This window comes from Nonomuraea sp. NPDC001699, assembly GCF_053596455.1.
In genome coordinates this window covers 37,445-62,127 of record NZ_JBSFGF010000034.1, presented here as the reverse complement: position 1 = coordinate 62,127, position 24,683 = coordinate 37,445, and the positions used below count along the sequence as shown (strand labels likewise).

Annotated in this window: 27 protein-coding genes; 17 read left to right on the top strand and 10 right to left on the bottom strand. The window is 70.5% G+C overall.

What is annotated here, in order from left to right:
* The first annotated feature begins 7 nt into the window (after positions 1 to 7).
* The 8 genes from ACWCSU_RS48430 to ACWCSU_RS48395 all read left to right on the top strand — a co-directional run bounded on the left by ACWCSU_RS48430 (position 8) and on the right by ACWCSU_RS48395 (position 5,685).
* Complete coding sequence (locus tag ACWCSU_RS48430; RefSeq protein WP_352365660.1) at positions 8 to 748, top strand: ATP-binding cassette domain-containing protein; 741 nt, start codon at positions 8 to 10, stop codon at positions 746 to 748.
* Positions 745 to 1,758, top strand: a complete 1,014-nt coding sequence (locus ACWCSU_RS48425) for an ABC transporter permease (RefSeq protein WP_352365658.1) — start codon at positions 745 to 747, stop codon at positions 1,756 to 1,758. The genes ACWCSU_RS48430 and ACWCSU_RS48425 overlap by 4 nt, the downstream gene beginning before the upstream one ends.
* 23 nt (positions 1,759 to 1,781) lie before the next feature.
* The gene (locus ACWCSU_RS48420; RefSeq protein ID WP_449943413.1) at positions 1,782 to 2,837 is read left to right on the top strand and encodes a phosphotriesterase family protein; all 1,056 of its coding nucleotides are present in this window, start codon (positions 1,782 to 1,784) and stop codon (positions 2,835 to 2,837) included.
* Positions 2,838 to 2,870: 33 nt separating this feature from the next.
* A complete protein-coding gene (locus tag ACWCSU_RS48415) occupies positions 2,871 to 3,620 on the top strand; it encodes a glutamine amidotransferase (RefSeq protein ID WP_449943410.1) in 750 nt (249 codons plus the stop codon).
* 1 nt (position 3,621) lies between these two features.
* A complete protein-coding gene (locus tag ACWCSU_RS48410) occupies positions 3,622 to 4,563 on the top strand; it encodes a nucleoside hydrolase (protein ID WP_449943407.1) in 942 nt (313 codons plus the stop codon).
* 107 nt (positions 4,564 to 4,670) lie between these two features.
* Positions 4,671 to 5,015, top strand: coding sequence for a PfkB family carbohydrate kinase (locus ACWCSU_RS48405; protein ID WP_449943404.1), 345 nt, complete (start codon positions 4,671 to 4,673; stop codon positions 5,013 to 5,015).
* A complete protein-coding gene (locus tag ACWCSU_RS48400; RefSeq protein ID WP_449943401.1) occupies positions 4,940 to 5,488 on the top strand; it encodes a PfkB family carbohydrate kinase in 549 nt (182 codons plus the stop codon). Before ACWCSU_RS48405 ends, ACWCSU_RS48400 begins: the two co-directional genes overlap by 76 nt.
* A 53-nt stretch (positions 5,489 to 5,541) precedes the next feature.
* Positions 5,542 to 5,685, top strand: a complete 144-nt coding sequence (locus ACWCSU_RS48395; protein WP_449943460.1) for a hypothetical protein — start codon at positions 5,542 to 5,544, stop codon at positions 5,683 to 5,685.
* A gap of 233 nt (positions 5,686 to 5,918) precedes the next feature.
* On the opposite strand, the gene ACWCSU_RS48390 is transcribed toward ACWCSU_RS48395, so the two are convergent.
* Positions 5,919 to 6,668, bottom strand: a complete 750-nt coding sequence (locus ACWCSU_RS48390; RefSeq protein ID WP_449943399.1) for a helix-turn-helix domain-containing protein — start codon at positions 6,666 to 6,668, stop codon at positions 5,919 to 5,921.
* A gap of 79 nt (positions 6,669 to 6,747) precedes the next feature.
* On the opposite strand from ACWCSU_RS48390, the gene ACWCSU_RS48385 reads away from it, so the two are divergent.
* From ACWCSU_RS48385 to ACWCSU_RS48365, 5 genes are all read left to right on the top strand, one after another.
* Positions 6,748 to 7,155, top strand: coding sequence for a VOC family protein (locus ACWCSU_RS48385; RefSeq protein ID WP_449943396.1), 408 nt, complete (start codon positions 6,748 to 6,750; stop codon positions 7,153 to 7,155).
* A gap of 259 nt (positions 7,156 to 7,414) precedes the next feature.
* Complete coding sequence (locus ACWCSU_RS48380) at positions 7,415 to 7,672, top strand: alpha/beta fold hydrolase (protein WP_449943393.1); 258 nt, start codon at positions 7,415 to 7,417, stop codon at positions 7,670 to 7,672.
* 205 nt (positions 7,673 to 7,877) lie between these two features.
* Positions 7,878 to 8,216 carry a beta/gamma crystallin domain-containing protein gene (locus ACWCSU_RS48375; RefSeq protein ID WP_449943390.1) on the top strand — a complete coding sequence of 113 codons (339 nt, stop codon included), beginning with the start codon at positions 7,878 to 7,880 and terminating at the stop codon, positions 8,214 to 8,216.
* Positions 8,217 to 8,806: 590 nt separating this feature from the next.
* Positions 8,807 to 9,286: a hypothetical protein gene (locus ACWCSU_RS48370; RefSeq protein WP_449943387.1), complete on the top strand. Its 480-nt coding sequence runs from the start codon at positions 8,807 to 8,809 to the stop codon at positions 9,284 to 9,286.
* 133 nt (positions 9,287 to 9,419) lie between these two features.
* Positions 9,420 to 9,833: an inorganic phosphate transporter gene (locus ACWCSU_RS48365; RefSeq protein ID WP_449943384.1), complete on the top strand. Its 414-nt coding sequence runs from the start codon at positions 9,420 to 9,422 to the stop codon at positions 9,831 to 9,833.
* Here ACWCSU_RS48365 and ACWCSU_RS48360 read toward each other — a convergent pair.
* On the bottom strand, positions 9,722 to 9,964 hold the full coding sequence (locus ACWCSU_RS48360; RefSeq protein ID WP_449943458.1) for a winged helix-turn-helix transcriptional regulator: 243 nt from the start codon (positions 9,962 to 9,964) through the stop codon (positions 9,722 to 9,724). The two genes, ACWCSU_RS48365 and ACWCSU_RS48360, sit on opposite strands and share 112 nt — an antisense overlap.
* Before the next feature lie 29 nt (positions 9,965 to 9,993).
* On the opposite strand from ACWCSU_RS48360, the gene ACWCSU_RS48355 reads away from it, so the two are divergent.
* Positions 9,994 to 10,320 carry a CHRD domain-containing protein gene (locus ACWCSU_RS48355; RefSeq protein ID WP_449943381.1) on the top strand — a complete coding sequence of 109 codons (327 nt, stop codon included), beginning with the start codon at positions 9,994 to 9,996 and terminating at the stop codon, positions 10,318 to 10,320.
* Between the two features lie 56 nt (positions 10,321 to 10,376).
* Here the strand turns inward: ACWCSU_RS48355 and ACWCSU_RS48350 are convergent, their stop codons facing one another.
* From ACWCSU_RS48350 to ACWCSU_RS48330, 5 genes are all read right to left on the bottom strand, one after another.
* Positions 10,377 to 11,180 (bottom strand): alpha/beta hydrolase, encoded by an 804-nt coding sequence (locus ACWCSU_RS48350; protein ID WP_449943378.1) that lies wholly within the window; start codon positions 11,178 to 11,180, stop codon positions 10,377 to 10,379.
* A gap of 30 nt (positions 11,181 to 11,210) precedes the next feature.
* Entirely contained in the window at positions 11,211 to 11,891 is a 681-nt protein-coding gene (locus tag ACWCSU_RS48345; RefSeq protein ID WP_449943375.1) for an alpha/beta fold hydrolase, read from the bottom strand.
* 313 nt (positions 11,892 to 12,204) lie between these two features.
* Positions 12,205 to 14,799 carry a molybdopterin cofactor-binding domain-containing protein gene (locus ACWCSU_RS48340; protein WP_449943372.1) on the bottom strand — a complete coding sequence of 865 codons (2,595 nt, stop codon included), beginning with the start codon at positions 14,797 to 14,799 and terminating at the stop codon, positions 12,205 to 12,207.
* Positions 14,800 to 14,844: 45 nt separating this feature from the next.
* Positions 14,845 to 15,048, bottom strand: a complete 204-nt coding sequence (locus tag ACWCSU_RS48335; protein ID WP_449943369.1) for a hypothetical protein — start codon at positions 15,046 to 15,048, stop codon at positions 14,845 to 14,847.
* Between the two features lie 32 nt (positions 15,049 to 15,080).
* Positions 15,081 to 17,561 carry a LuxR C-terminal-related transcriptional regulator gene (locus tag ACWCSU_RS48330; RefSeq protein ID WP_449943366.1) on the bottom strand — a complete coding sequence of 827 codons (2,481 nt, stop codon included), beginning with the start codon at positions 17,559 to 17,561 and terminating at the stop codon, positions 15,081 to 15,083.
* An 85-nt stretch (positions 17,562 to 17,646) separates the two neighbouring features.
* Between ACWCSU_RS48330 and ACWCSU_RS48325 the strand changes: the two genes are divergently transcribed.
* Genes ACWCSU_RS48325 through ACWCSU_RS48315 form a run of 3 tightly spaced genes read left to right on the top strand, consistent with a single transcriptional unit; the run spans position 17,647 to position 19,289 of the window.
* Positions 17,647 to 17,847: a CDGSH iron-sulfur domain-containing protein gene (locus tag ACWCSU_RS48325; protein WP_449943363.1), complete on the top strand. Its 201-nt coding sequence runs from the start codon at positions 17,647 to 17,649 to the stop codon at positions 17,845 to 17,847.
* 1 nt (position 17,848) lies between these two features.
* Positions 17,849 to 18,346: a nuclear transport factor 2 family protein gene (locus ACWCSU_RS48320; RefSeq protein WP_449943360.1), complete on the top strand. Its 498-nt coding sequence runs from the start codon at positions 17,849 to 17,851 to the stop codon at positions 18,344 to 18,346.
* Between the two features lie 37 nt (positions 18,347 to 18,383).
* The gene (locus ACWCSU_RS48315) at positions 18,384 to 19,289 is read left to right on the top strand and encodes a ribosome-inactivating family protein (RefSeq protein ID WP_449943358.1); all 906 of its coding nucleotides are present in this window, start codon (positions 18,384 to 18,386) and stop codon (positions 19,287 to 19,289) included.
* Positions 19,290 to 19,402: 113 nt separating this feature from the next.
* Here the strand turns inward: ACWCSU_RS48315 and ACWCSU_RS48310 are convergent, their stop codons facing one another.
* The 3 genes from ACWCSU_RS48310 to ACWCSU_RS48300 all read right to left on the bottom strand — a co-directional run bounded on the left by ACWCSU_RS48310 (position 19,403) and on the right by ACWCSU_RS48300 (position 24,681).
* Positions 19,403 to 20,581 carry a hypothetical protein gene (locus ACWCSU_RS48310; RefSeq protein WP_449943356.1) on the bottom strand — a complete coding sequence of 393 codons (1,179 nt, stop codon included), beginning with the start codon at positions 20,579 to 20,581 and terminating at the stop codon, positions 19,403 to 19,405.
* Positions 20,582 to 20,658: 77 nt separating this feature from the next.
* Positions 20,659 to 21,636: a helix-turn-helix domain-containing protein gene (locus ACWCSU_RS48305; protein ID WP_449943354.1), complete on the bottom strand. Its 978-nt coding sequence runs from the start codon at positions 21,634 to 21,636 to the stop codon at positions 20,659 to 20,661.
* A gap of 306 nt (positions 21,637 to 21,942) precedes the next feature.
* Positions 21,943 to 24,681, bottom strand: a complete 2,739-nt coding sequence (locus tag ACWCSU_RS48300; RefSeq protein WP_449943455.1) for an AAA family ATPase — start codon at positions 24,679 to 24,681, stop codon at positions 21,943 to 21,945.
* Positions 24,682 to 24,683: the final 2 nt, after the last annotated feature.

Genomic DNA, 24,683 nt, shown 5'->3' with positions numbered 1-24,683 from the left:
AGTGGTCATGCGCGACATCCGCAAGCGCTACGGAATGGTCGACGCGCTGCGCGGCGTGACGCTGCGCGTCGGCCCTGGAGAGGTGGTGGGGCTCGTCGGCGACAACGCGGCCGGCAAGTCCACCCTCATGAAGGTGCTGGCCGGCGCCGTCGTGCCGGACTCCGGCGAGATCGTCTTCGACGGCCGGCCGGTCGCCTTCGCCAGCCCGAAAGACGCCCGCGAGCTGGGCATCGAAATGGTCTACCAGGACCTCGCGCTCTGCGACGACATCGACGTGGCCGGGAACCTGTTCCTCGGCAGGGAGCCGCGTAAGGCCGGCGGGATGATGCTCGACGTACGCAAGATGCACGCGGACGCCCGGCGCCACCTGGACGCCCTGAACATCCGGATTCCGCTGACCGACATCCCCGTCGGAGGGCTGTCCGGCGGCCAGCGGCAGGCGGTCGCCATCGCCCGGGCGGTGACCTTCGGGCCCAAGTTGCTCATCCTCGACGAGCCGACGGCGGCGCTCGCCGTCGCCGAGGTCGAGACCGTCCTCGAACTGATCAAGACCGTCTCGGCCCAAGGCGTCTCAGTGATCCTCATCACGCACCGCCTGCAGGACCTCTTCCGGGTCTGCGACCGGCTGTGCGTCATGTACGAAGGCACGCTCAGGGCCGACCTGGACGCCCGGAGCACCAGCCTCGAACGGCTCGTGTCCGAGATCGTCGCTCACGACGAGGGAGAGAAGGAGGGGAGCCGACGGTGACCGCCACCGGGACCGGAACCAGCCAGCGGGTCGTCACCACCAGGTCGGCCCGGGCCAACGCCCACATCGGCCGGCATGCGCAGACGATCGCGATCGCGGTCGTGCTGGTGGCCCTACTGATCTTCTTCGCGTTCTCCGCCGACCGGTTCGCCACGACGGGCAACCTGTTCAACCTGTTGCGGCAGATGGCCCCCACGCTGATCGTCGCGACCGCGATGACGTTCGTGATCAGCACCTCCGGCATCGACCTGTCGGTCGGCTCCACGGTCGCGCTGTCCGGGTCGCTGCTCGCGATCGTGCTGCAGCACGGGTGGAGCCCCACCCTCGCCCTGGTCGCGATCCTCGCGCTCGGCGCGCTGATCGGGTTCGTGAACGGGTGGTTCTCCTCCTACCAGAACATCCCGCCGTTCATCGTCACGCTCGCGATGTTGTCGATCATGCGGGGTACGGCGCTGCGCGCCACCGAGGGATACTCGACCCCCATCAGCGGAGACCTTTGGATCGTCCAGATCGGCCAGGGCCGCATCGCCGGGGTGCCCGTCCCGGCCATCCTCGCCGTGGTCGTCGCGCTCGTCGGCTGGCTCGTCCTCACCCGGACGCCGTTCGGCCGCTATGTCATCGGCCTCGGCTCCAACGGCGAGTCGCTGCGCCGCACCGGCGTGAACACGCGGAAGGTCGGTCTGACGGTCTACGTGCTGACCGGTGTGGCGGCGGCGGTCGCGGGCGTGCTGATCGCCACCCGCCTCAGCTCCGGCTCGTCCAACGCCGGGTCCGGCTTCGAGCTGGAGGTCATCACGGCCGTCGTGCTCGGCGGCACCAGCCTCTTCGGCGGCCGGGCGAGCATGCTCGGCACGATCCTCGGCGCGCTCACGCTCGGCGTGATCGCCAACGGCCTGGTGCTGCTGCACGTCTCGCCGTTCTACGTGCAGATCGTCCAGGGCAGCATCCTGCTGCTGGCCATCTTCGCCAACAGCAAGGTGTGGGCGAAGTTCGGAGCGATACGAAAATGACGTCCTCAGCCCGGACTCCCGCCGTGACGACCGTGCTCGGCCCGGTGTCCCCCGACGACCTCGGGATCACGCTCTGCCACGAGCACCTGCGCAACGACGGCGCTCGCGCCTGGCACCCCGGGCCCGAGGGCGACGCCGAGGGCGAGCTGATCGCCCGCGAGCCCGTACGGACGGAGTTCCTCGGCAGGCTTCGCCACGACCCGTACCTCTCCCGCGACAACGTGTCGCTGGACGACACGGAGACCGCGATCGAGGAGGTACGCAGGTTCGCCGGGCGCGGCGGGCGCACGCTGCTCGAGGTGACCCCCGAGGGGATCGGGCGGGCGCCCGCCGAGCTGGTCGCGATCGCCCGAGCCACCGGGCTGAACATTGTCATGGGCTGCGGTTTCTACCTGGAGAAGACCCATCCGGCCCGGGTCCGCTCGATGACCGCGACGGACGTCGCCGACGAGATCGAGCGCGACCTGACCGAAGGCGTCGGCGGGGGCGTCGGTGGGGGCGTGGACGGCGTCCGCGCGGGTGTAATCGGCGAGATCGGCGTCTCGCCGGACTTCACCGCCGAGGAGGAGAAGGTGCTGCGCGGCGCGGCCCGGGCGCAGGCCCGGACCGGCGTGCCGCTCTCGGTCCACCTCCCCGGCTGGGTGCGGCACGGCCACCGCGTGCTCGACGTCATAGCCGAGGAGGGCGGCCTGCTCGCCGGCATCGTGCTCTCGCACCTCAACCCCAGCGGGGCGGACCGCGACTACCAGGTGTCCCTCGCCCTGCGCGGCGCCTACCTCGGCTACGACATGTGCGGCATGGACTACCTCTATCCGGGCGAGGGCCAGTCCCCGTGCGACGAGGAGAACGCCGCCGCGGTGGCCTGGCTGGTCCGCGCCGGGCTCGGGCACCGGGTCCTGCTCTCCCAGGACGTGTTCCTGAAGACCATGCTCGTCCGCTACGGCGGCACCGGCTACGCCCACGTCCTCACTCACTTCGTCCCGCGCCTGCACCGGCACGGGCTGACCGCCGACGACACCATCCGGATGCTCGCGGGCAACCCGCGCGAGCTCTTCCTCGCCGCCGCGCGCGGCCACTGATCACACACACAGAGAGAGAAGGAGACGATTTTCATGACCCGCGTGCTGGTCGCCGGTGAGTCGTGGGTGAGCGTGTCGACCCACTACAAGGGCTTCGACGCGTTCACCTCGACCACCTACCACACCGGAATCGATCCGCTGCGGGACGTCCTGGTCGCCGACGGCATCGAGGTCGACCATCTGCCCGCGCACGACGTGCCCGCGTTGTTCCCCGGCACGCCCGAGGCGCTGGCCGCCTACGACGTGGTCGTGCTCTCCGACATCGGGGTCAACAGCATCCTGCTGCACCCGGCCACCTGGCTGTCCAGCGAGAAGACCGTCAACCGGATCGACCTGCTGGCCGACTGGGTGGAGCAGGGCGGCGGCCTCGCCATGGCCGGCGGCTACCTGAGCTTCCAGGGCTTCGAGGCCAAGGCGGCCTTCGCCGGCACGGCGGTCGAACGGGTGCTCCCCGCCCGGATCTCCCGCTACGACGACCGCGTCGAGACCCCGCAGGGCGTGCCCGGCCTGCTCGCCGACGACGCCCACCCCATCGTGGCCGGACTCCCCGCCCAGTGGCCCGACCTGCTCGGTTACAACCGGTTCGAGCTGCCCGGGGACGCGACGCTGCTTGCGACCGTCGGCGGCGACCCCCTGCTCGCCGTACGGCAGGCCGGGGCCGGGCGCACGCTCGCCTGGGCCTCCGACATCGCGCCGCACTGGTGCCCGGACGAGTTCGTCTCCTGGGACGGCTACCGCACCCTGTTCACGCGGGCGGTCCGCTGGCTCGCGAAGGAGATCTGACATGCCGATCCCGGTGATCCTCGACTGCGACCCCGGACACGACGACGCCATGGCCATCCTGCTCGCTGTGGCCCACCCGGAGATCGACCTGCGCGCGGTCGCGACGGTCGCGGGGAACCAGACGGTGGAGAAGACCGCGCTCAACGCCCGGCGGATGCTGAGCCTGGCCGGCGTCATCGGCGTTCCGGTCGCCGCCGGCTGCGACCGCCCCCTCGCGGCGCCGCTGGAGATCGGCGACTACGTGCACGGGGAGAGCGGCCTGGACGGCCCGGCGTTCGGGGAGCCGAGCGTCCCGCTCGACCCCCGCCACGGCGTGGACCTCATCCACGACACGCTGGCGGCCGCCGCAGAGCCGGTGACGGTGGTGGCCATCGGCCCGCTGACGAACATCGCCACGCTGCTCCGCCGTCACCCCGAGGACCGCGAGCGGATCAGGGAAGTCGTGATCATGGGTGGCTCCACGGATCGCGGCAACCACACGCCGTACGCGGAGTTCAACGTGTACGCCGATCCGGAGGCGGCGGCGGAGGTGCTCGGCAGCGGCGTGCCGACGACGTGGGTCGGGCTCAATGTCAGCCACCAGGCGCTGGTGACCGCCGACGTGCTCGCCAGGATCGAAGCGCTCGGCACCCCGCTCGCCCGCGTCTGCGTGGAGCTGCTCACGTTCTTCGGGTCCACCTACCACGAGACGTGGGGATTCCCGGCGCCGCCGCTGCACGACCCGATCACGGTGGCGTACCTGATCGACCCCACGGTCCTGACGTACGAGCGGGTGGGCCTGCGGATCGAACTGGACGGCCCGCACACTCGGGGGGCAACCGTGGCCGACCTCCACCGGCGGATGGACTGGGAGCCCAACGCGAACGTCGGGATCGGGCTGGACCGCGACCGGTTCTGGGATCTCGTGATCGGCGCGATCGAGGCGCTCGGTCGGGCCTCCTGAGGGCCGGGGAGCCAGCCCCTGTGGGGACGCTCGACTCAGCGTTGACAGTTCGAAACAGGAGAAACGTCATGGAACCGCACGGGTCGTCGTCGGGAGCATCTCCGCGGATGTCACCGCCTTCACTCGCCGCCGCCCGTGCGGGGGCGCCCACCTGGCTGGTCGGCTGCGTCGGCACGGACCCGTTCGGCGGGATCGTCTCGTCGGCGCTCCGCTCCCACGGCGTTGGGTTGTCGGAGGTCCGCTCCGTCGGCAACCGTACGGGCGTCGCGCACATCAGGGTGGACGCGTCGGGTGAGAACGACATCGTCATGACCCCTCTCGCCAACGCGGACCTCGGCACCGAGATGGTGGACGAGAGCATCCGGGCCGTGCGCGCGTGCTTCTCCTCCAGCTCGAAATCCCTGCGGAGGTCGCCTGTCACACGGCCGAGACGGGTGCGCGGACCGGCCTGACCGTGGTGCTCGATCCCGCGCCCGCGCGGCCCCTGCCCGACCGCGTCTGGCCGCACGTCGCCATCGTCACCCCCGACGAGAGCGAGGCCAGGGCGCTGACCGGCGTGGAAGTCATCGACGTCGAGTCGGCCGAGCGGGCCGCCGCCTGGTTCCTCGAGCGCGGCGTGCGGCACGCGCTCATCACGCTCGGCTCAACGGGCGCCGTGTCGGTCACCCCGGAACGCACCCGGCACTTCCCCGCCTATGCCAAGTGCCACGCGAGTGCCAGGGGGTTCTGCCATCGAAGGTCAGTGAATCCGCCACGAGAGTGTCAGCAGCACACGGGAGCCCCCAGCGCTCGGCGCACACCGTGGCCCCCTGGTGGGGGCTCGCGCCCGTTCGGGACTGGTCGATGCGGACGCGTCGGCGCCCAGGGTGATCAGGTGCCGGACCGGGCCCGGACCAGACGTCTGCGCATCGTCATCTTTGGTTGACGCACCACCAATCGTCAACCTGGGATGACGGCATGGAGGGCGACCGCATCGCAGTGCTCGCACAAGAGGCGGTGGCGGTCCGCCGGGCGCGGACCCAGGGCGACCACTGGACGGAGATCGCCGCCGCTTTGGGCATCAGCAAGCAGGCGGTGCACAAGAAGTACGGCGGCCGGGGCCTGTTCCGCGTCCAGGAATAGCAGACAGACACCACACCGAACGTCAGCGATCACGGCTCGACGTTCCGATACGTGCTGCCCGGAAACGGGTGACAGAGGCAGCACGTTGCCGGTCGCCCCCTTTGCAGGACCGGGCGCCATTCAACTGACGCTCCTACCCGCCCGACACAAGACGAGCATGCCGGGATCGATGCCGTGCTTGCAGGCGTTCAGGGCTACCTGTTCAGGACTCCTGATCCGGCGGTTCCGGACAGTCAGGCCGGGAGCTGCGCGAAGATGACGACGCCTTCCTCGCCGACCGGCCGCAGCAGGCAGAACGTGAACCCGCCGACCGTGACAGGGGCGAACTCCCGCACTGCCCGGCAGCTCCACCAGTGCCCCGCGTCGGGCCGTTCGCGCTTCAGGAGATCGACGACGGCCGCGGCGCGTGGGTCGTCCGGGATGTGCCCGATGTTGGCCCGGAACTGCTCGTACAGGCCGCGCAGCAGCGGCTCCGCGTCGGTCAGGCGGTGGCCCCCGGAGGTGGCGAGCATGATGAGAAGGTTGCGCCGCTCGATCGGCACGCTATCCGGATCGCCCCAGAAGCGCCGGTAGGCGGCGTTGCCGGCCAGCACGTCGAAGCGCACGTCCACGGCCGCGGCCGGTGTGGACGTCCAACTGTCCAGCAGTGTCCGGGTCGGCGCCCCGAGCACGGCCGCGCCCGCGGCCGTTGCCGGGGAGGCGGGCAGGAACCCGGCCAGTGCCAGCGTGTGGCGGTGCGCCGCCGTGTCCATGCCGAGCACCCGGCAGATCGCGTCCAGCACCTGGCGGGTGGTGCTCGCCCTGCCCTGCTCCAGCCAGGTGTACCAGGCCACGCTGACCCCGGCCAGCGTCGCGACCTCCTCGCGGCGCAGTCCGGGGGTACGCCGCCGCCCGCCGCCGGTCAGACCCACGTTCGCCGGGTCGACGACCTCGCGGGCCGCGCGCAGGTGGGCGCCGAGCTCGCGGCGAAGGGTCTCGTTCATGACCGACAGCCTATGAGTGCCACTCATCCCATGAACTCTCCCCTGCCTGTCGGCGGCGCCCGGCGCCACTCTGGATGCCATGAGCGATGACATGTGGCGACTGCGCGACGACTCCTCCGACCTGGCCGAACCCCGCGTGCTGATCCGGGTGTTCGTGCCGTCTGAGGAACTGGACCAGAGCATCGACTTCTACGAGCGGTTGCAGAGGACGGCGGTCGACGCGCGGTTCGCCTTCGCGGCGGTGGGGCTGGAGTTGGCCACGGTGGGGGCGTTCCTGATCATCTCCGGTGACGAGGCGGCCTTGCGCCCGTTCCGGGACACTGTGGGCACCCTGCTGGTGGACGACGTGCGGCCGTACTACGAGCGGCTGGTGGCTGAGGGCGCGGAGATCGTGTTCCCGCTTCAGGACGTGCCGACCGGAGCCGGTTTCAACGCCCGGCACCCCGACGGGACAGTGGTGGAGTACGTCCATCACCGTCCCGTCTAGAACCATCTAGAACTGGCGAGCAGCGCGCTTCGGCTCGCGGCCCTGGACGAGGTGGCCTTTCCTGTGGAGGGGCGCGGGGCCGGCTGAGCGTACCCAGACGCGATCACGACCGCACCTGCGGGTTCATGTCGTACCTCGCGGAGGACGTGGCCGCCATCAACAGCCGGCTCAAACGAATGCGCAAATCCGCCTGCGGTGTCAGATCGCCTACCTGTCAGGCAATCGCCCCGCCGACGTCCCCGCCGCGGCCGCGGCGTTCATGGCCGATTCCCGGGTGCCGTGGGGCATCGACGCCCTCGCCGGCGCAGTGGCGAGGCCGGCGTGGCGGAGCAAACCGTCCTGGTACCTGGTCGCCACCGACGACCGGATGATCCCGTCGCCTTCTCAGCGCGCCATGTCCGAACGTGCGGGCTCAACTGTCACCGAGACGCCTGGCAGCCACGCGGTCTACCTCTCCAACCCCGCCGCGGTGGCGAGCGTCATCCCCCAGGCCGCCGAGACCCTGTCCGACCGATAGCCGCCGTCCATTCCTTACGCACGGCTTCTCCCTCGATCGGCGTCGCACCCTGGCGACCGGCGCTGGTCGGCTACGCACGCCCAACGACAAGCCACAACGACCTCCCATTGCAGCTAGTAGTCAATCAACTACAGTACGTTCATGGTTAGTCGAGGGCGGCGCCTGCCACCCCCGCACCCCCAGAACTGACGAGGAAACCCCGATCATGCGACGCACTCTGGCCGCACTGGCCACCCTCACCGCAATCACCACCCTCACCCTCACCCTTCCGGCCAGCCCCGCCTTCGCCATCAACGAAGTCGAATGCCGTGCCGGCGAGAACTTCCTGAAGATCTGGTCGCACATGAACGGCACCGACCGCGTCAGATGCTTCGCCAACCGCGGAAAGATGAACTTCGGCGGATGGTGGGTCGACCGGATCTCCACCGGCAACAACGACCTGATCTACTCCGACGCCAACGGCGACTCGGTGAGGATCAACCGCTGGACCGACATCAGCTACCCGAACCGCCCGCCGAAGGTCGACGCCATCGAGATCCTGTGACGCGTTGACATCCGGCTGCGCCGCAAACAGTACCGGGCACTGCAGCCCTCAGCGGACACACCTCGCTGACGAACGACGACACGCCGCCTCCGGGGCGTCCGGCAGACGCGGACCGACGGTGAACCCGCCACCTCAGGTGAGAACTCACAGTAATCAATACGGATGGGCGCGAAACCCACACCGCACCGAGACCAGGCGGCTGAAATCACGAGTATCCCCGGTTCAACATCAGCGCAACGGCACCGAACCCGGTGCCGGTCGGGCCTTTCGGCCGCTGCAGCCCTAACGTCGCTTCTGGCCAAGGTCTTGGCGAAGGCCTATGGCAGGGACGTTGCGCCATTGACGCTCTGTGCACGCCAGGTCTGGCGTACCGTCACCGGCGTGATCTCCGCCGCCCCGGCCCATGGCCCGGCCGACGCCTGCCGGCGCCTGGCCCCACACCTGGACCTGCTCATTCACCAGCCCGGCGAAGTCGGCCTGGAGCCGGGCGCGCGCGAGCGCCCGGCCGCCGTGCTGGACGCGGTCGCGTTGGCGGGCCGCCGCGGTCACCGCGGGCACCGCGATGCCGGGCCAGGCCGAGGGAGGCGAGCATGACGCCCGAACCGACGACGGCGCTGCACCGGGTGTGGCTCTGCACTGAGGCGGTGGGCCTGGTGCGCGCCGACCGCATCGTGTCCATGACCGTGAACAACTGGCGGGTGAGCGGCACCCGCGCCGAAGCGGCGGACGCCGGCGGTGACGACGTGCTGTCTGCCGCCTTGACGGATGGCAGCAAGGTGATCCTGGGCTACTGCGGGACCTCGCCGGGCTGGCGGATCCTGGCAGAACTGGCGGCGAGACTGGCCGAACTGGCGGCGAGACTGGACAGCGCTGCCGCGGACGCGGCCACCGCCGGCGACGTGGCGTTCGTCTACGCGGGCGTCGATGCGAAGGGCAGGAGCCGGTGGCAGTACCGCGTTGGCGAGTTGTCCGACCACGTCGATGCCTGGCCGTCCGGACCCCAGCCGCAGCCGGTGCAGCGCCTCGAGCCGGCATCGCCGGCCACCTGCCCAGCTCGTTCCAGGACATAGAGCCGCCCAAGCGGCCTACCACCGCCTGAGGCGAAGGCGGCATCCGACCCTCGCTCCGTCATGAGCAGTTTCTGGCCGTCTCAGGCAGGAGATCTGAGCGCCAGACCCGCGGCTCGGCGGGCCGGGCTCCCTCATGACCGCGAGGAGAGGACATGGAGCACGCGACGTTCCTGGTCGTCGTGGTGATCATCACGGCGCTGGTCTTCGATTCACCAACGGTTTCCATGACACGGCCTGTGCGATGGCCACCTCCATCGCCACCGGTGCGCTGCGGCCGAGGGTGGCGGTGACGATCGCGGCCGTGCTGAACCTGGCCGGCGCGTTCCTGTCGGTGGAGGTGGCCAAGACGGTCTCGGGCGGGATCGTGGACGAGACCCTGGGTGACCCCGCCGATGCTGTTCGCCGGGCTGGTCGGCGCGATCTTGTGGAATCTGCTCACCTGGCTGCTGGGGTTGCCGTCCAGTTCGGCGAACGCGGGCAACGCTCGCCGGGGAGGCCGCCGCTCTCGGCGCCGTCCTCCTCGCCGAGGACGGCTGGAACGGCGTGAGCAGGCTCGCGCACCATCGCCAGCGGCACCGTCACGCTGCGGCCCAACTCGGTGAGGGAGTACTCGACGTGCAGCGGGACCGCGGGGTAGATCGTGCGGTCGAGAGAGCTCGCCTCCCCCATCCGGCGCAGCGTTCTCCTCGCTGGCGAGCGCCTACGCCTTGTTCTCCGGCGGCATCACCGTCGACGCGGGCTCGACCGCCGATGGCCGCCAGGAGGTTCCCGCACCTGGCACGGTGGTCGGCGACAAGGACGGCCGCGCAGCCTGGGCGAACGGCGCCCGGGCACACTTCGCCACCGTATGGAAGCGGATCGCCGCACCCACCAACGGCCACATCCACCGCGGCGTACGAAGGAAGAACGGCCCGGTCGTGGTCGAGTTCTTCGCCGCCCCGAACGGCCTGCCCGCCGGCGTCAACGGCATCGCGGGCACCGGCAGGACCTCGGTCAAGGTCGCCGCCGGCATCACCGACACCCCGAGGGGCTGAGGCACGCGGGCCCGGCCCCGTGTAACACGGGACCGGGTGGAGTTCGCGGTCGCCGGTCAGTCGGTCGCCTTGGCCGCGGACTCGATGAGGCGCGTGGTCAGGTCCGGCTGGCTGATCATCGCGACGTGGGAAGCGCCCTTGGCCTCGACGACGTGGGCCTTGGCACGCTGGTAGAAGAAGCGCTCCAGCGCGGGCGGGATGGCCTTGTCCTCGGTGGCGACCAGACCCCACGAGGGGATGTCGTGCCAGGCGGCGGCCGTGGTGGCGTCCGTGAAGGAAGAGGCGCTGAAGGGCCGCTGGGTGGCCTGCATGATCCGGGTGACGGAGGCAGGCAGGTCGGCGGCGAACGCGGCCCGGAACTTGTCGGGCCGCAGGTACAGATCGGTGCCACCGGGGTACGGCACCTCCCGCACGGCGGCGGGGATCTGTGTCCCGGGGTACTTGTTGATCAGTACACCGAGCTGCTCGCCCTCGTCGGGGACGAACGCGGCGATGTAGACCAGCGCCTTGACGTTGTCGATCCCGGCGGCGGCGTTGGTGATGACGGCGCCGCCGTAGGAGTGTCCGACCAGCACGATCGGGCCCTCGATCGACTTCAGCACACTGGCGATGTACGGCGCGTCGGTGGGCAGCCCGCGCAGCGGATTGGCCGGGGCGATCGTGGTGTAGCCGTCGCGCTGGAGCCGCTGGATCACGCCGTTCCAGTTGGAGGCGTCGGCGAAACCGCCGTGGACCAGGACGATGGTGGGCTTGCTCCCGGAGCCGGCGGCCGAAGCGGCGCCGGCCGGTCCGGTCACCGCCACTGACAGGACGAGCGCGGCGGCGACGGCCAGGGCCCTGGTGACGCGGAATCGGTTCATATCAACGATCTTTCTGGTGTTGTGTCGTCGTCAGGCTGCGGCCTGGCGGATCAGGTCGGCGACGGCGGCGGGCTGGGAGACGTACACGGCGTGGCTGCCGATGACCTCAACGACGATCGCGCCCGCTCGCTCGGCCATCGCGCGCTGCGCCGGGGGCGGGATCATGCGGTCTTCGGTGGAGACCAGGTACCAGGTGGGCTTGTGCCGCCAGGCGGGTTCGGTGACCGTGCCGCCGAGCGCGTCCACGCCCCACGGCACCTGGGAGTCGGCCATGAACGCGGCGGTCTGGGCGGGCAGGTCCGCGGCGAACGAGCCGTGGAACTTGTCCCGGTCGAGGAACAGGAACCCATCGGCCGGGGGCAGGATCGGCGGCACCGGCGCGCCGGGCGGCGGGTCGGCGATCAGCGTGTTGACCGACTCGCCCTTGTCGGCGGCGAAGGCGGCGATGTAGGCGAGAGCGGCGACGTTGGGGTGGGTGCCGGCCTCGGTGATGACGACGCCGCCGTAGGAGTGGCCGACCAGGACGGCCGGGCCGTCGAGGGAGTCCAGTGCGCGGCGGGTCACGGCGACGTCGTCCTCCAGCGACAACGTCGGATTCTGCACCACGTGGACGCGGAAGCCGTCCCTGGTCAGCTCGTCGTAGACGCCCTGCCAGCCGGATCCGTCCACGAAGCCACCGTGCACGAGCACGATGTTCCTGATGGTGGTCATGGTCACTCCTGACCTGGATGGACAGGCCCGACGCCTGTCCCCGTGCGCTCAATCCAAGTCGCGGGCGAGCAGGCAGACCATGCAGAACAGCACGCAGAAATGTCCGGCGAGACGGCCACTCGCATCGGCGTCCTCCCCGGCCTGTCGTCCACGTCGAGGGATCGCCGAGCGCGGATGCGGGCGTCGCGGCGGGGCCATAACACGCTCACGGCGACCGGCCGGACGACTGCGCACGGACCTCGCCCCGAGAGGGAAGTCCGCGGTGGTCCGGGAGCCATGGTGGAGTCCCGATCGGATCGATTCGAGGCGCCCATCAGTTGATCTTGATGGTACGTGCGACGGGCAGCCGCCTGATCCGGGTCCCGGTCAGCGCGAAGATCGCGTTCGTCAAGGCGGGCGCGGCCGTCGGAACCGCGACCTCACCGACCCCGGTGGGTGGCTCGTCGGAGTCGATCAGCAGCACCTCGATCTCGGGCGTCGACTGCATGCGGACGATCGGATACCGGTCGAAGTTCTGCGTGACGATCTCGCCGCCCTCGCCGAGGACGACCTCGCCCCATGCGGCCGCGCTCAGCGCGAAGATGAGCCCGCCCTCGACCTGGGACCGGACCAGGTCGGGGTTGACGGTGATGCCGCAGTCGAGCGCGAACACGATCCGCTCGACGTGGAGGCGGCCACGCGCGTCGAGGGAGATCTCGGTGACCTGGGCGCTGTGGCTCAGGAAGCTGCTGCACGCGATGCCGCGCGCGCGACCCGCGGACACCGGCGTGCCCCAGCCGGCCCGGTCCGCGGCCAGCTCAAGAGCCCGCAGGGTGCGCGGGTTGTCCGCCAGCAGGTCGCGGCGCAGGTCCACGGGATCCCGCCCGGCGGCCACGGCCAGCTCGTCGAGCGCCGACTCCCGAGCGAACTCGGTGTGGGAGTTGCCGACCGAGCGCCACACCATCGTGGGCACGCCGGACTCGACGTTGGTGGACTCCAGCTTGAAGTTCGGCATCGCGTACGGCGGGTCGGCCGCCCCTGTGGTGGTGAAGAAGTCGACCCCGTTCGTGAACATCACGTCGCGCACGTAGGGCAGGTTGATCGACGTCGGCTGGGCGGCGATCTGCTGGTGCAGCGCGGTGAGTCGGCCCTGCGCGTCGGCGCCGGCGCGGACGCGGTGGACGGCCATCGGGCGGTAGCGTCCCGCCTTGAACTCCTCCTCACGCGGCGACTGGACCTTGACCGGGTGCTTCCAGCCGAGCGCGCGGGCGATCTCCACGGCTTCGGTGGTCGGGTCCTTCTCCGCGCTGCTGTGCAGGCCGAACGAGCCTCCGGCGTACGTGACGTGCACCCTGACCCGGTCCTTGTCGATACCCGCGGCGGCCGAGGCGGCCATACGCGTGTACTCGGGAGACTCCGTACCGGCCCAGACCTCGAGGACGCCGTCGTCGCCCATGCGGCACACGGCGTTGTTCGGCTCCATCGGCGCGTGCGCGAGGTAGGGCAGCTCGTACAGCGCGTCGATCCGGTGCTCCGCCGCCGCCAGGGCGGCTTCGACGTCGCCGTCCTCGCGCGCCACCACGGCCCGCTCCCCCGACTGCACCAGCCGCCGGTGCTCGGCGAGCAGTTCCTCCGAGCTGCGCCGTTCGGCGTGCTCGTCGTCCCACTCCACGTTCAGGGCGCGCAGCCCGCGCTGGGCGGCGTCGAAGGACTCCCCCACGACGGCGACGCCCTCGCTGACGGGCACGACCGCGACGACACCCGGCTCCCCGAGCGCGCCGACCCTGGCCGCCGCCGCACCGAACCGCGGCGGATGGAGCACCACGGCCGTCAACATGCCTGGCAGCCGCACGTCGATGGTGAAGCGGGCAGTGCCGAGGATCTTCGCCGGAGCGTCGACGCGCAGCCTGCCCTCGCGGCCGATGAGCCGGTGGCCCTTCCGGTCCTTCGGGCGGATGTCCGCGGGGACAGGCAGCCGCTCGGCGCGCGCGGCGAACTCGCCGAAACCGGCGCTGCGACCGCCAGGATGCGACAGATCGCCGGGGTGGGACAGAACGCCCGACTCGGTGTGGATCTCCTCCGGCGGCACCTGCCACGCCTGCGCGGCGGCGGCGACCAGCCGCGCCCGCGCCGTGGCCGCCGCCAGCCGGTAGCGGCCCCAGGCGCCCTTGGTCGAGGTGGAGGCACCGGTGAGCTGGAAGAAGCCGCCTGTCTCCGGGTTGCCGTAGACGTCGCCGCCGGGGAAGGACCCGTTGGCGGCGTTGACGACCTGAACGGCCCCGAAGTCGGCGTCGAGCTCCTCCGCGACCATGGTGGCCAGAGCCGTATGGATCCCCTGGCCCATCTCGATCTGGCTGGAGTGGACGACGATCGTCCCGTCCTCGCCGATGCGGATGTACGGATGGACGGGGTCGGCGAGGTCCTCGGGCGTCAGCGGGCGCGGCTCCGGCTCCGGACGTGCTCGCAGCGGCTCGGGGTGACCGCCCGCGGCGGCTTCCCTGATCGCCCGCCTGATACGCGGGTAGGTGCCGCACCGGCACAGGTTCCCGTTCATCCACCGGGCTACGGTGGCGTCGTCGGGCGCCGGGTCCTTGTCCAGGAGCGCCGCCGCGGCCAGCGTCTGCCCGGGCTGGCAGTACCCGCACTGGACGACGTTGCCGCGGTGCCAGGCGTCGCGGACCGCGTCGACGACCGGGCCCGACGCTCCTTCGACGGTGGTGACGGCCTTTCCCACCACACGCTCGGCCGGAGTCTGGCACGCCTTGGCGTTGGCCCCGTCGATCAGGACGGTGCAGGCGGCGCAGTAGCCGATGCCACAGCCGTACTTCGTCCCGGTCAGCCCCAGCACGTCCCGCAGAACCCAAAGCAGCGGCGTCTTCGCGTGCCGATCGTCGACCTCGACCTCGGCACCGTTCACGGTCAGTTTCACGCGCTCCAGGCTGATCGCCGATCAGGTGAGGGGACGTCACCTGATTCAGGTGATCCGGAGCCTGCGCAGCTCGATGAGGTCGAGGCCGAGCGATTCGAGCTGGGCGAGCACGCCGTACAACGCCGGGCTGTCGGGCAGCGGGCCGGTGAGCACCGTGTCGGGCCCCTCCAGCCGGGCCGCCAACGCGGGGAAGGCCGCCAGGGTGATCGGGCCGAGATGACCGCCGACCCGGATCAGGTAGTTGTCCACGAGACCATCGTCCGGACCCGGCAGGTGAACCGTCATCGCCAGGATCCGGTGAGCAACCGCAGCTCGCGGCCACGCCGTACGGCTCCTGAGCGGTCGGTGACGCCGAGTTTGGCGTAGATCCTGCGCAGGTGGGTGTTGACGGTGTTCAACGAGACCGTCAGCTCTTGGGCGATCTCCGGCCGGGTGAGGTTGGTCGGCAGGAAGCGCAGCACGCGCAGTTCGCTGGGGCTGAGTTCCTCGACCGGCCGCGGGGCGGGGGCGATGCCCCGGACCGCGTCGAGGATGTCGGCGACGAGCGCGGCGTGCGAGGTTCCGTGCGGCGGCAGGCTCTCCAGCAGCTCCCAGGCACCGGTCATGGCGAACGGCAGGATGAGCCGTTCGGGTTCGGCCAGGTCCAGTGCCCGCTCGACCGCTTCCCGCACGGCCCGTTGATCGCCCAGGTCGTGATGGGCGAGCGCGTCCAGGAGATGCGCCTCGATCAGGGTGAGGACGTGCTTGACGGGCGCCTCTCCGTTCAGCACCTGCCGTAGTGCCTCCCGGGCGCCCCGGGGATCGCCCTCGGTCAAGCGGATCACCGCCGCCGCGTTACGGATCTCGCCATCCGGTACGGCGGGCGCTTCGCCGGGCAGGCCGAGGCGGGCCCGGGTGGCGATGTTCCAGGCGATGACCCGCACCGACAACGCATGCTCACCGGTCATGCCGGCCTGGACGCCGATGGCGGCGTCGAACTCCTCCAACGCCTCGCCGTGACGGCCTCGCCCGGCGTGCAGCATCCCGGCGATCAGGTGCAGCAGCAGCCGGAGTCCGGGCTCGCTGCCGGATCGCGTGGCGCACAGGGCGCGGTCGAGCCACTGCTCGCCCTCGCCGAACTCGCCTCGCCAGATCATGATTCCGGCCAGCGTCGCCAGCGCCGGGGCGATCACCGGCCGCTCGGCCCAGCCGTACTGTCCGGCCAGCGCGATCGCCTCCTCGCACCGCTGCTTGGCGACGGCCGGTGACGGGACCATCGAGGCGAACCCGAGCTGCGCCAGGCAGGCCACCTCAAGGTAGGGCCGGCCGAGCTCGCGGGCGAGAGCTGCACCTTCCCGCAGGTGGCGGCGGCTCTCGGCCAAGCGCAGCGACCACGCCTCGGCGACGCCGAGGTTCAGCAGCGCCAGGACGCGCAGGTCACCGCCGAGCGCGACGTCCGCGCCGGTCTCGGCCTTGGCCGGGGCGACGTGTCCGAGCATGGTGGCGAAGTCACCCCGGAGCCTGGCCAGCAGCAGCTCCAGCGAGGCGATCGCCGGCGGCGCCGCGTACGGCCTGGCGATCTCCAGCCGCGCCGCCGCCTCCGCCAGGCGCAGCTGGTCGAGGTCGGAGATCGCGAACACCAGGGCCAGCGCCTCGTCCGTCCTGTCCGGAAAGGCGGCGAGAAGTGTGCGGACGGTCCCCGCCTGGCCGTTCAGCGTCAGGCTGAACGCGTGATCGGCGAGCAGGCGCGCCGCCTCGGGCCAGTCGCCCGCGGCCTGCAGATGCCCGACCGCCTCGACAATCTGCCCGTGCGTGGTCAGCCACCGCGCCGAGATCCTGTGCAGGCTGCCCGTCTCCCCCGGAGACGTACGGCGCAGCTCCAGCCGGAGCAGGCTGCCGAACAGGTGGTGGTATCGGAACCAGGTGCGTTCCGGGTCGAGCGACACGACGAACGCGTTCGCGTCCTCCAGCTCCAGCAGGATCCGCTCCGACCCGGAGGCGCCGGTGAGCAGGTCGGCCAGCTCGCCGTTGACCCGATCGAGCAGCGACGTCCGTAGGAGCAGCCGCTGGACGTCGGCCGGCTGCCGCTCCAGCATCTCGGCGACCAGGTATTCCGCGACCGTCCTTTCGCTGCCGGAGAACGCGGCCACGAACCGTTCGGGATCCGGGTGGCCGGCGAGCGAGAGCGCCGCCAGCCGCAGCCCCGCCGCCCAGCCCTCCGTCCGCCGGTGCAGCTCCGCCACCGAGCGGTCGGTCAGTACGATTCCCGACGCCGTCAGAAACTCGCGAGTCTCCGCCTCGGTGAAACGCAACTGCGCGGCGCGAAGCTCGGCCAGCTCTCCGGCCAGCCTGAGCTGGTGCAGACGCAGCGGAGGGTCGCGGCGGGTGGCGAGGATGGCGTTCACCTCGTGGGGCAACGTCGTCAGCAGCATGGTGAGCTGGCTGAGGGCTTCGGTGGAGCCGAGCTCGTGGAGATCGTCGATGACCAGTACAGCCGGCGCGCCGAGCTGCTCCCGCACCCGGTCGACCATCGCCCCGCCGTCGAACCCGGGAGCGGGCTCCGCGGACCCGCCCGCCGCTCCCAGGAGCGTGAGCCAGAAGAGCTGCGCGTCCTGCTGGCCGGGCCGCACTGTCGTGAACACGACACGGCGCGACCGGCCAAGGCCGGCGATCCAGGACTTCAGCAGGGTGGTCTTCCCGCTGCCCGCGGGCGCGGAGATGATCGTCACCGCCTTCCGCGCGGCACGGTCCAGCGCGGCGACCAGATCACGACGGTCGATCATCGTGGGGCCAGCGTAACCCAAAATCTCCCGAAATCACCGGAATCAAGTGACGCCCGATCACCTTCTCGGCCACGACCCTGAGCCCATGGCTGACGAAGTGACCATCACCCTGACCGAGGACGGGCCCTACCTGGTGACCGGCCCGGTGAAGCTGACCGACGCCGACGGCCGGGAGATCGCGCATCCGGATGAGATGTCCCTGTGCCGGTGCGGCCAGTCGGGCAACAAGCCGTTCTGCGACGGCACTCACCTGACCATCGACTTCGACGGAACGCCGGCCAACTGACATGACCAACGAAGAGATCATCCGCAGGGCCTACCGGATCGCCGAGGAGAAGGACAGCGAGGGCTGGCTCGCGGTCTTCACCGAGGACGGGACGTTCACCGACATGTCCGCCGGCGTCACCTACCGGGGAGCCAATCGGGCCTTCCCGCTGGAGAACTTTGCCAAGGCGTTTCCCGACATGCACCGCGAGCTCCACGAGTTCTACGTCAGCGGCGACATCGTGGTGGTACAGCTCGCACTCCAAGGCACGCACGACGGCCCGCTGACCACGGCCGGAGGCGTCCTCCCGCCCACCGGGAAGCGCATGGACGCCCCTTGCTGCGACGTGTGGGAGCTGGTCGACGACAAGATCAGGCGCTTCGACTGCTACCCGTCAGGAACGGTGATCCTGGCGCAGCTCGGCGTCCTGGGCGCCCTCGACGCCGCCGTGCAGGACGAGAACCGACGTGAGTCACCTGACATGCGCGAAGAGGGGCAACCCTCGCAGTCGTCCAGATAGGAGACACGACATGCCAAGGTCATCAGTTTCACGACCGATGAGGAAGACGCTGCTCACGATGGGGGCATCACTTCTGGTCTTCGTAGGTGTCATCATCGGCGGCACCGGCAGCGCCCGAGCCGATGTCCCCGCCAACAGCATCACGCACGTCTACATGAACCTCAACAATCCCAGCGCAAGCTCGCAGAGCCAATACTTCCAGCTCATCGACAGCCTCCGTGCCGCCGCCGGTCACGATTACCGCAACGGCGTACGGGCAGCGCAGTACACCGACTTCAACAGCCTGATCCGGCTCAGTCTGGCCAACGGCGACACCCACCTCGATCTGTGGATCACCCCGAACGACCTGTACGTACGGGGATTCACCAACACCCATGGCGATACGTTCCAGTTCAACGACGCCGACTTCAGCCTCGCCCACACGTTGCAGAACATCCCCAGCAACGGCGTGGGAGCCGTCTCCACCCTGGGATTCGGCAGCAACTACAACTCCATGGTCCAGGCCGCCGGCCGTGGGCGGGAGAACATGCCCATCTCCTTCAACGACCTGTGGAACTCCGTCTTCAACCTGGCATGGACGACCAACCCCTACGGCGGCAACCAGGTGGACGTGGCGCGCTCGCTACTGTTCATGATCCAGTACACCGCGGAGGCCGCCCGGTTCAACGACGTGTACGGCGTCATGTCCGCGATCATGCTGAACTGGAACAACTACTACAACGGACTACCCGTTCTGCAGCAGTACCTGGAGAACAGCTGGGCGGCGATCTCCGGCTTCGGGCAGCGAATCTCCGGAAACCCCGGCTCCGCACCGCTCACCGTGAACGGGGTAGGCACGCTCTACACCTGGAACGACGTGGCACGCTACCTGGCCCTGATCCTGCTCAACCTCAACCTTCCGCAAGAGGGCCCGAGCGGCGATTGGAACCACACCGAGCTGTAACGACACATGCGGGTCCCGAACGAGTCGCGCTCATCACTTCGGGGCCCGCATGGAGACGCGGACGGCGCCGAACTGTCGCGCCGGAGATCACGAACCTTGCCGTCATGAGCGGTTCAGCCCTGAACGACCGCCTGGTCGCGGCAGCGCGCCGCCGCCTGTCCCTCACCGATCATGTCGAACATCTCTGCCGCCCGAGCAAAGGTGTGGCGACTCTCCTCACCGCGGCCCTCCCCGGCCAGGATGCCCGCCAACGTCTCGAGCGCGCGGGCTTGCGAGCTGTGGGCGTTGAACTTCTCCAGCAGGGTGATGGCTTCGTTCAGCATGCCGATCGCTTCGACGGGACGGCCGAGCAGGCTCAGGCAGTGGCCGATCCGGGGCAGAGTCTGCGACCGGGTGAACGCGGCTATGTCCAGCGACATGCCCGAATCCTTGTCATCCACCAAGGACAGCACCTGACGGAACTGCTCCAGCGCCGCCTCGTGGCGCCCGTCCGCGACGAGGATGTCACCCAGGGCGTTAAGGCTTTGGACGTAGGCGTCCATGTCGGAGTCGGCGTGGAACATCCGCGCCGCCATCGTCAGCGAGTCGGCGGCCTCACCGAGCCGGCCGAGCTGCCGCAGCGCCGTCCCCGCGTACTGGTGTGCCCAGGCGATCTGCGCCTGGGAGCCGCTCCGGGTGGCCAGGTCCAGCGCCTGGGCCGCCAGCCGCAGCACCCCTTGCAGGTCCGTGGGCGGCACCAGATGAACCCAGGCCAGGTAGTTGAGCTGGGTGGCCTGCTGAGCCGCGTCGCCCAGCGCCTCAGCCGCCCGCGCGCCGAGTGTGAACACTTCCTCCCAAAACGGCCAGTACATCCAGCGGTCGGAGAACCAGTGCATCGACTCGGCGCATTCCAGCACGAGCGCGTGCCGCCCGTCCCCGGCCGCCTGCCATAAGGCGCCCAGCCAGTTGTCGGCATCGGCGCGCAGCCAGCGTTCCGCCTCTTCCGGCGAGGAGAGATCGGCGGCCGGCCGGCCGCCATGGGCGGGCTCGAACCACCGCCCGGCCGTGACGGCCATGCGCAGCAACCACGAGATCATGGCCTCGGCACTCGCCTCGCGGTCGGCCGCCGGCTCTTCGGCGTGCAACCGCTCACGGGCGAACAGTCGTACCAGGTCGTGGAAGCGGTAACGGCCCGAAGCACTGTCGTGCAGCAGGCCGAGGTCGACCAGTTCGTCCAGCGCGTCCCATGCCTGCGCGATCGAGACCCCGGCGACGACCGCGGCCAGGGCCGCGTCGAAGTCGTGGCCGGGCACCAGGGCCAGTCGCCGGAAGACCCGACGCGCGGACGCGGCCAGTTGCTCGTACGACATCCCGAACGCGTTGGCGACCTTCAGGTCTCCCGCCCGGAGCTGGCCCAGGCGGCGTTCCTCGTCAGCCAGCCGGGACGCGAGCCGTCGGCGCTCCAGCCAGGCCGGCTGACCAGCCGGTTGCCCACGATGCGTAACGCCAACGGCAGACCGCCGCACAATCGAGCGAGCTCACCGATCGCCGCCTCACCGTCGGCGGAGCCGCGCTTGGCCAGGATCCCGGTCAGCAGCTCGGCTGCCTCCCCCGACGGCAGCGGGCCCAGGCCCAGCCGCTGCACCCCCTCCAGCCCGGCCAGCAATCGCCGGCTCGTCACGAGCACCCTGCTCGACCCGCCGCCCGGCAGCAGCAGCCGGACCTGCTCCTCCGACCTGGCGTTGTCGAGCACGACCAGCACTCGCCGCTCCCGCAGGAGCGAGCGGTAGAGCGAGGCGCGTTCGAGGACATCGCGAGGGATCTGCCGCTCGGCCGTGCCGAGCGCGCGCAGCACCTGCGCCAGTACGTCATCGGCGGCCAGTGGCTGGGCCGACATGCCGAACAGGTCCACGAAGAACACCCCGCCGGGAAAGGCGGAGCGCAGGACATGTGCGGCCCGGACGGCGAAGGTCGTCTTGCCCAGCCCGGCCGCCCCGGTGACGAGCGCGACCCCGGCTGCCCCCGGCGCGTCACCGGCGTGCACGAAGTCGTCCATCCAGGCCAGCTCGGCGTCGCGGCCGGTGAAGTCATCCACCGACCGGGGCAGCTCACCCAGACCGGTCGGGCGGGCCCAGTGATCCCGCAACCGGCCCTCGCGGGCCAGGCCGAGGAACCGCTCACGATCGGCCTGCCCCAGCGACAGAGCGTCGGCCAGGGCGGTGACGGTCCGGTGCTGCGGGCTCTTGCTACGGCCGCGTTCCAGGTCCGACAGCGTGCGGGCGCTGACCCCGGAGGCTTCGGCGAGTTGCTCCAGCGTCAACCGGGCCGCCTGCCGATGCAGGCGCAGCACCTGTGCGAAGCCGGCCACGTCAGCGATGAGCTCGCTCCCTTCCCTCAGCGGGCGAGCGCCAGCCTACGTTAATGATCACCAATCAGGTAGGCCCTGAGCCGACCGGCCGGCGCAGCCGTGCGTGGTCGGGCGGGAACCGCTACCCGGCTCGCCAGCGCGGCCGGAAGCCCATGGAGCCGCTACGTCCCGGCGTCCACAACAGTGACCTCTTCCAGGCGATCAAGAGGAAACACAGATCACTCGATCGTTGGCTCCTGCCGGTGTGGCACCCGAAATACGCGATCCCGCCCGGGACCCAGCTGACGGGGTGTGGTGGTGACTCCGTCAGGGCGGCGAGCCGTCGATCAGATTGCGGAGCTGGTTGCGGTTGGAGATGCCGAGCTTCGGAAAGGAGCGGTAGAGGTGTGAGGCGACCGTGCGGGGTGACAGGTAGAGGCGGTCGGCGATCTCGGCGTTGGTGAGGCCGCTGGCGGCGAGGGTGACGATCTCGCGCTGCTGGGCGGTGAGCCGGGACAGAATCCCGGGCGAGGCGGACGGGGTGTGGACGCTGATTCCGCAAGCGCGTAGCTCGCCCTCGGCCCGCCATACCCAGGGAGCCGCGCCGAGCAGGACGAGGGTGTCGAGTGCTGCTACGAAGAACGGTTTGGCGTCGTTGATGCGTCGCTGCCGCCGTAGCCACTGTCCGTAGTCGACTTGCAGCTGGGCGCGGTCGAAGGGCCAGCGAGCCCCTGCTGGGTCCGACAGCCCGGCAACGAAGTGGATCTCGGCGTCGGCAGGGTCGGCGAGCAGGCCGCGGGCTCGGGCCGCGAGCTGTTCGAACCGGGGTCCGGGTGTGAAGTCCATCCGGGCCAGCACCTGCTCCAGGAGCGCGGCTGCCTCCTCCTGTTTGCCGGCGCGCGCCGCGGCAGCGGCGAAATCAGCGATGGCGAGGTAGGAGAAGTTGTGGTGCAGAGGGACGCCGTTGACCTTGAAGTGCTTGCTGAGCTGCGTGTAGGCGGTCTGGTAGCTGCCGCGGGCGAGGGCGTCGAGCCCGGCGGCGTGCCAGGCTCGGGCGGCGAACCCGCCGTATTCGCTCACATCCAGCGTGGTCAGGACCTGCTGCAGGAGCGGCGGCACCTGGTCGTGGTCGCCGCGCATGGCGGCGATGGTGGCCGCGGTCAGGTCGGCGGAGCCGGCGACGGTCTCCATCTTGTAGGCGGAGGCGATGTCGGCCGCCTCGCGCGCGGCGGCGAGGGCTTCGTCCCAGCGGCCGCTGTCGATGTAGGCCCATTCCAGGACGGACAGGGTGGCGCCGCTGGCGCCACGGACGCCGGGTGCCCGCAGCCGATCCAGCTCGGTTCGCAGGACTTTGATGGCGATCTCGGTCTCATCGAGGATCCAAGCCGCTCCGCCCACCATGGACGGCTCGCGCAGGGGCCGGTCGGCCACGAGGCGCAGTTGTGTGGCCGCTTCGGGTCTGTCGCTGAAGGAGCCGATGCACGCGCCGATCCACAGCCGGTATTCCTCGATCTGGGCGAGCTCTTCTGGGCGCGCAGCCGTACCTTCCAGGAGGTTCAGGACCGCCCGGACCTTTGCTCGCTCCTCGGCCAGGGCGGTCTGGTGAGCGACAGTGGCCGCCAGCGCGAGGGCGTCCCAGGCGATGGCGGGCCGGTAGGAGAGAGTTTCAGCGGCGACGGCCAGGAGGGTGTCGAGGGCTTCGGAGTTGCGGTTGGACCACAGCAGCGACCAGCCGATGTTTAGCCGGGCCGTGATGCGCGCGTCCTGGTCTGAAGTGAGGGTGAGGGCCTTGCCGGCGAGTTCGCGAACCCAGTCGGATTGGCCGGCCGAGAGCGCCAGCCCGGCGGCGCCGAGCAGGCGGCGGGCCTTGTCTTGCCCGCTCACGCTCAGTTCGGCAGAGCGTTCCAGGGCGCGGGCCGCGGCGGCTGCCCCACCACGGCGCTGGGTTCGGGCGGCACTGGCCTCCAGCAGGGCGGCCACGTTCTCGTCTGTTCCGAGCGAGGCGGCTGCCAGGTGCCAGGCACGCCGGTCGGGCTCCTCGAGGAGGGCTGCCGCGATGGTCCGGTGCGCGGCGGCCCGTTCGGCGAACGGCGCGGCGTGATAGACGGCCGATCGCACCAGCGGGTGGCTGAAGTGCGCGCCTCGCTGGTCCAGGCGGATCAGCCCAGCGAGCTCCGCCGGGGCGAGAACCTCGGCGGACAGTCCAGGAACTGTGCGGTCTGGGCTGTCGGCGGCAGCCGTGAGCAGGAGGGCCCGGCGTGTGTCGTCGGGCAGGGCGGCGTAGCGGGCGGCCAGCACGCCGGTGAGCACGTTGGTCAGCGGGAGCACCTCCGCCTCCCAGTGACGGCCCGCGTCCTGATCGGCGGCCACGGCCTTCGTCAGCTCGATCAAGGCCAGCGGGTTGCCGACGGCCTGGGCCAGGACGAGCTCACGGGCGCGGCCACGCGGCGAGTGCGGCTGAGCCTGCAGCAGTCGTCCGGCCTCGGGGAGACTGAGCGGCTGCAATGCCATCACCGGGATATCCCGATCGAAGCCGGTGGGCGGAATGCTGCCGCGTGCTCCGGCCAGGAGGGTGATCGGTTCCGACGCCAGCCGCCTGGCCACGAAGGCGAGCGTGCCCAGCGAGGCTGTGTCCAGCCACTGAGCGTCATCGACGATCAGCAGGAGCGGCGCATCGTCGGCGATCATCGACAGCAGGGTGAGCACGGCGATGCCCGTCAGCAGGGCATCGGGCGGTACCGGGTCCTGGGTGAGCCCGAACGCTCCGCGTATGGCGTCAGCTTGGCGCGCGGGCAGCTCCGCGAGGCGGTCCAGCTTGGGCAGCAGCAGCTGGTGCAGCCCAGCGAAGGCCAGGTCCTGCTCCGACTCCCGGCCGGCCGCCTCGAGCACGCGCATCCCGGCGGCCTTGCCTCTACCGGACGCTTGGGACAGCAGCGCGCTCTTGCCCATCCCGGGGTCGCCCAGCACGACCAGGACGTGGCCATGCTCGTCCGGGGTGGCCAGGAGTTCGTCTAATCGGGCGAGCTCCGCCGCCCTGCCGATCAGAGCGGCTTGTCCTGCTGTCATCC

Excerpts from the sequence above, each read along its gene's own strand:
- ACWCSU_RS48430 (WP_352365660.1), top strand. The coding sequence starts at position 8 with ATGCGCGACATCCGCAAGCGCTACGGAATGGTCGACGCGCTGCGCGGC.
- ACWCSU_RS48415 (WP_449943410.1), top strand. The coding sequence starts at position 2,871 with ATGACCCGCGTGCTGGTCGCCGGTGAGTCGTGGGTGAGCGTGTCGACC.
- ACWCSU_RS48410 (WP_449943407.1), top strand. The coding sequence starts at position 3,622 with ATGCCGATCCCGGTGATCCTCGACTGCGACCCCGGACACGACGACGCC.
- ACWCSU_RS48405 (WP_449943404.1), top strand. The coding sequence starts at position 4,671 with ATGTCACCGCCTTCACTCGCCGCCGCCCGTGCGGGGGCGCCCACCTGG.
- ACWCSU_RS48390 (WP_449943399.1), bottom strand. The coding sequence starts at position 6,668 with ATGAACGAGACCCTTCGCCGCGAGCTCGGCGCCCACCTGCGCGCGGCC.
- ACWCSU_RS48385 (WP_449943396.1), top strand. The coding sequence starts at position 6,748 with ATGAGCGATGACATGTGGCGACTGCGCGACGACTCCTCCGACCTGGCC.
- ACWCSU_RS48380 (WP_449943393.1), top strand. The coding sequence starts at position 7,415 with ATGGCCGATTCCCGGGTGCCGTGGGGCATCGACGCCCTCGCCGGCGCA.
- ACWCSU_RS48375 (WP_449943390.1), top strand. The coding sequence starts at position 7,878 with ATGCGACGCACTCTGGCCGCACTGGCCACCCTCACCGCAATCACCACC.
- ACWCSU_RS48370 (WP_449943387.1), top strand. The coding sequence starts at position 8,807 with ATGACGCCCGAACCGACGACGGCGCTGCACCGGGTGTGGCTCTGCACT.
- ACWCSU_RS48365 (WP_449943384.1), top strand. The coding sequence starts at position 9,420 with ATGACCGCGAGGAGAGGACATGGAGCACGCGACGTTCCTGGTCGTCGT.
- ACWCSU_RS48350 (WP_449943378.1), bottom strand. The coding sequence starts at position 11,180 with ATGAACCGATTCCGCGTCACCAGGGCCCTGGCCGTCGCCGCCGCGCTC.
- ACWCSU_RS48345 (WP_449943375.1), bottom strand. The coding sequence starts at position 11,891 with ATGACCACCATCAGGAACATCGTGCTCGTGCACGGTGGCTTCGTGGAC.
- ACWCSU_RS48330 (WP_449943366.1), bottom strand. The coding sequence starts at position 17,561 with ATGATCGACCGTCGTGATCTGGTCGCCGCGCTGGACCGTGCCGCGCGG.
- ACWCSU_RS48325 (WP_449943363.1), top strand. The coding sequence starts at position 17,647 with ATGGCTGACGAAGTGACCATCACCCTGACCGAGGACGGGCCCTACCTG.
- ACWCSU_RS48320 (WP_449943360.1), top strand. The coding sequence starts at position 17,849 with ATGACCAACGAAGAGATCATCCGCAGGGCCTACCGGATCGCCGAGGAG.
- ACWCSU_RS48315 (WP_449943358.1), top strand. The coding sequence starts at position 18,384 with ATGAGGAAGACGCTGCTCACGATGGGGGCATCACTTCTGGTCTTCGTA.
- ACWCSU_RS48300 (WP_449943455.1), bottom strand. The coding sequence starts at position 24,681 with ATGACAGCAGGACAAGCCGCTCTGATCGGCAGGGCGGCGGAGCTCGCC.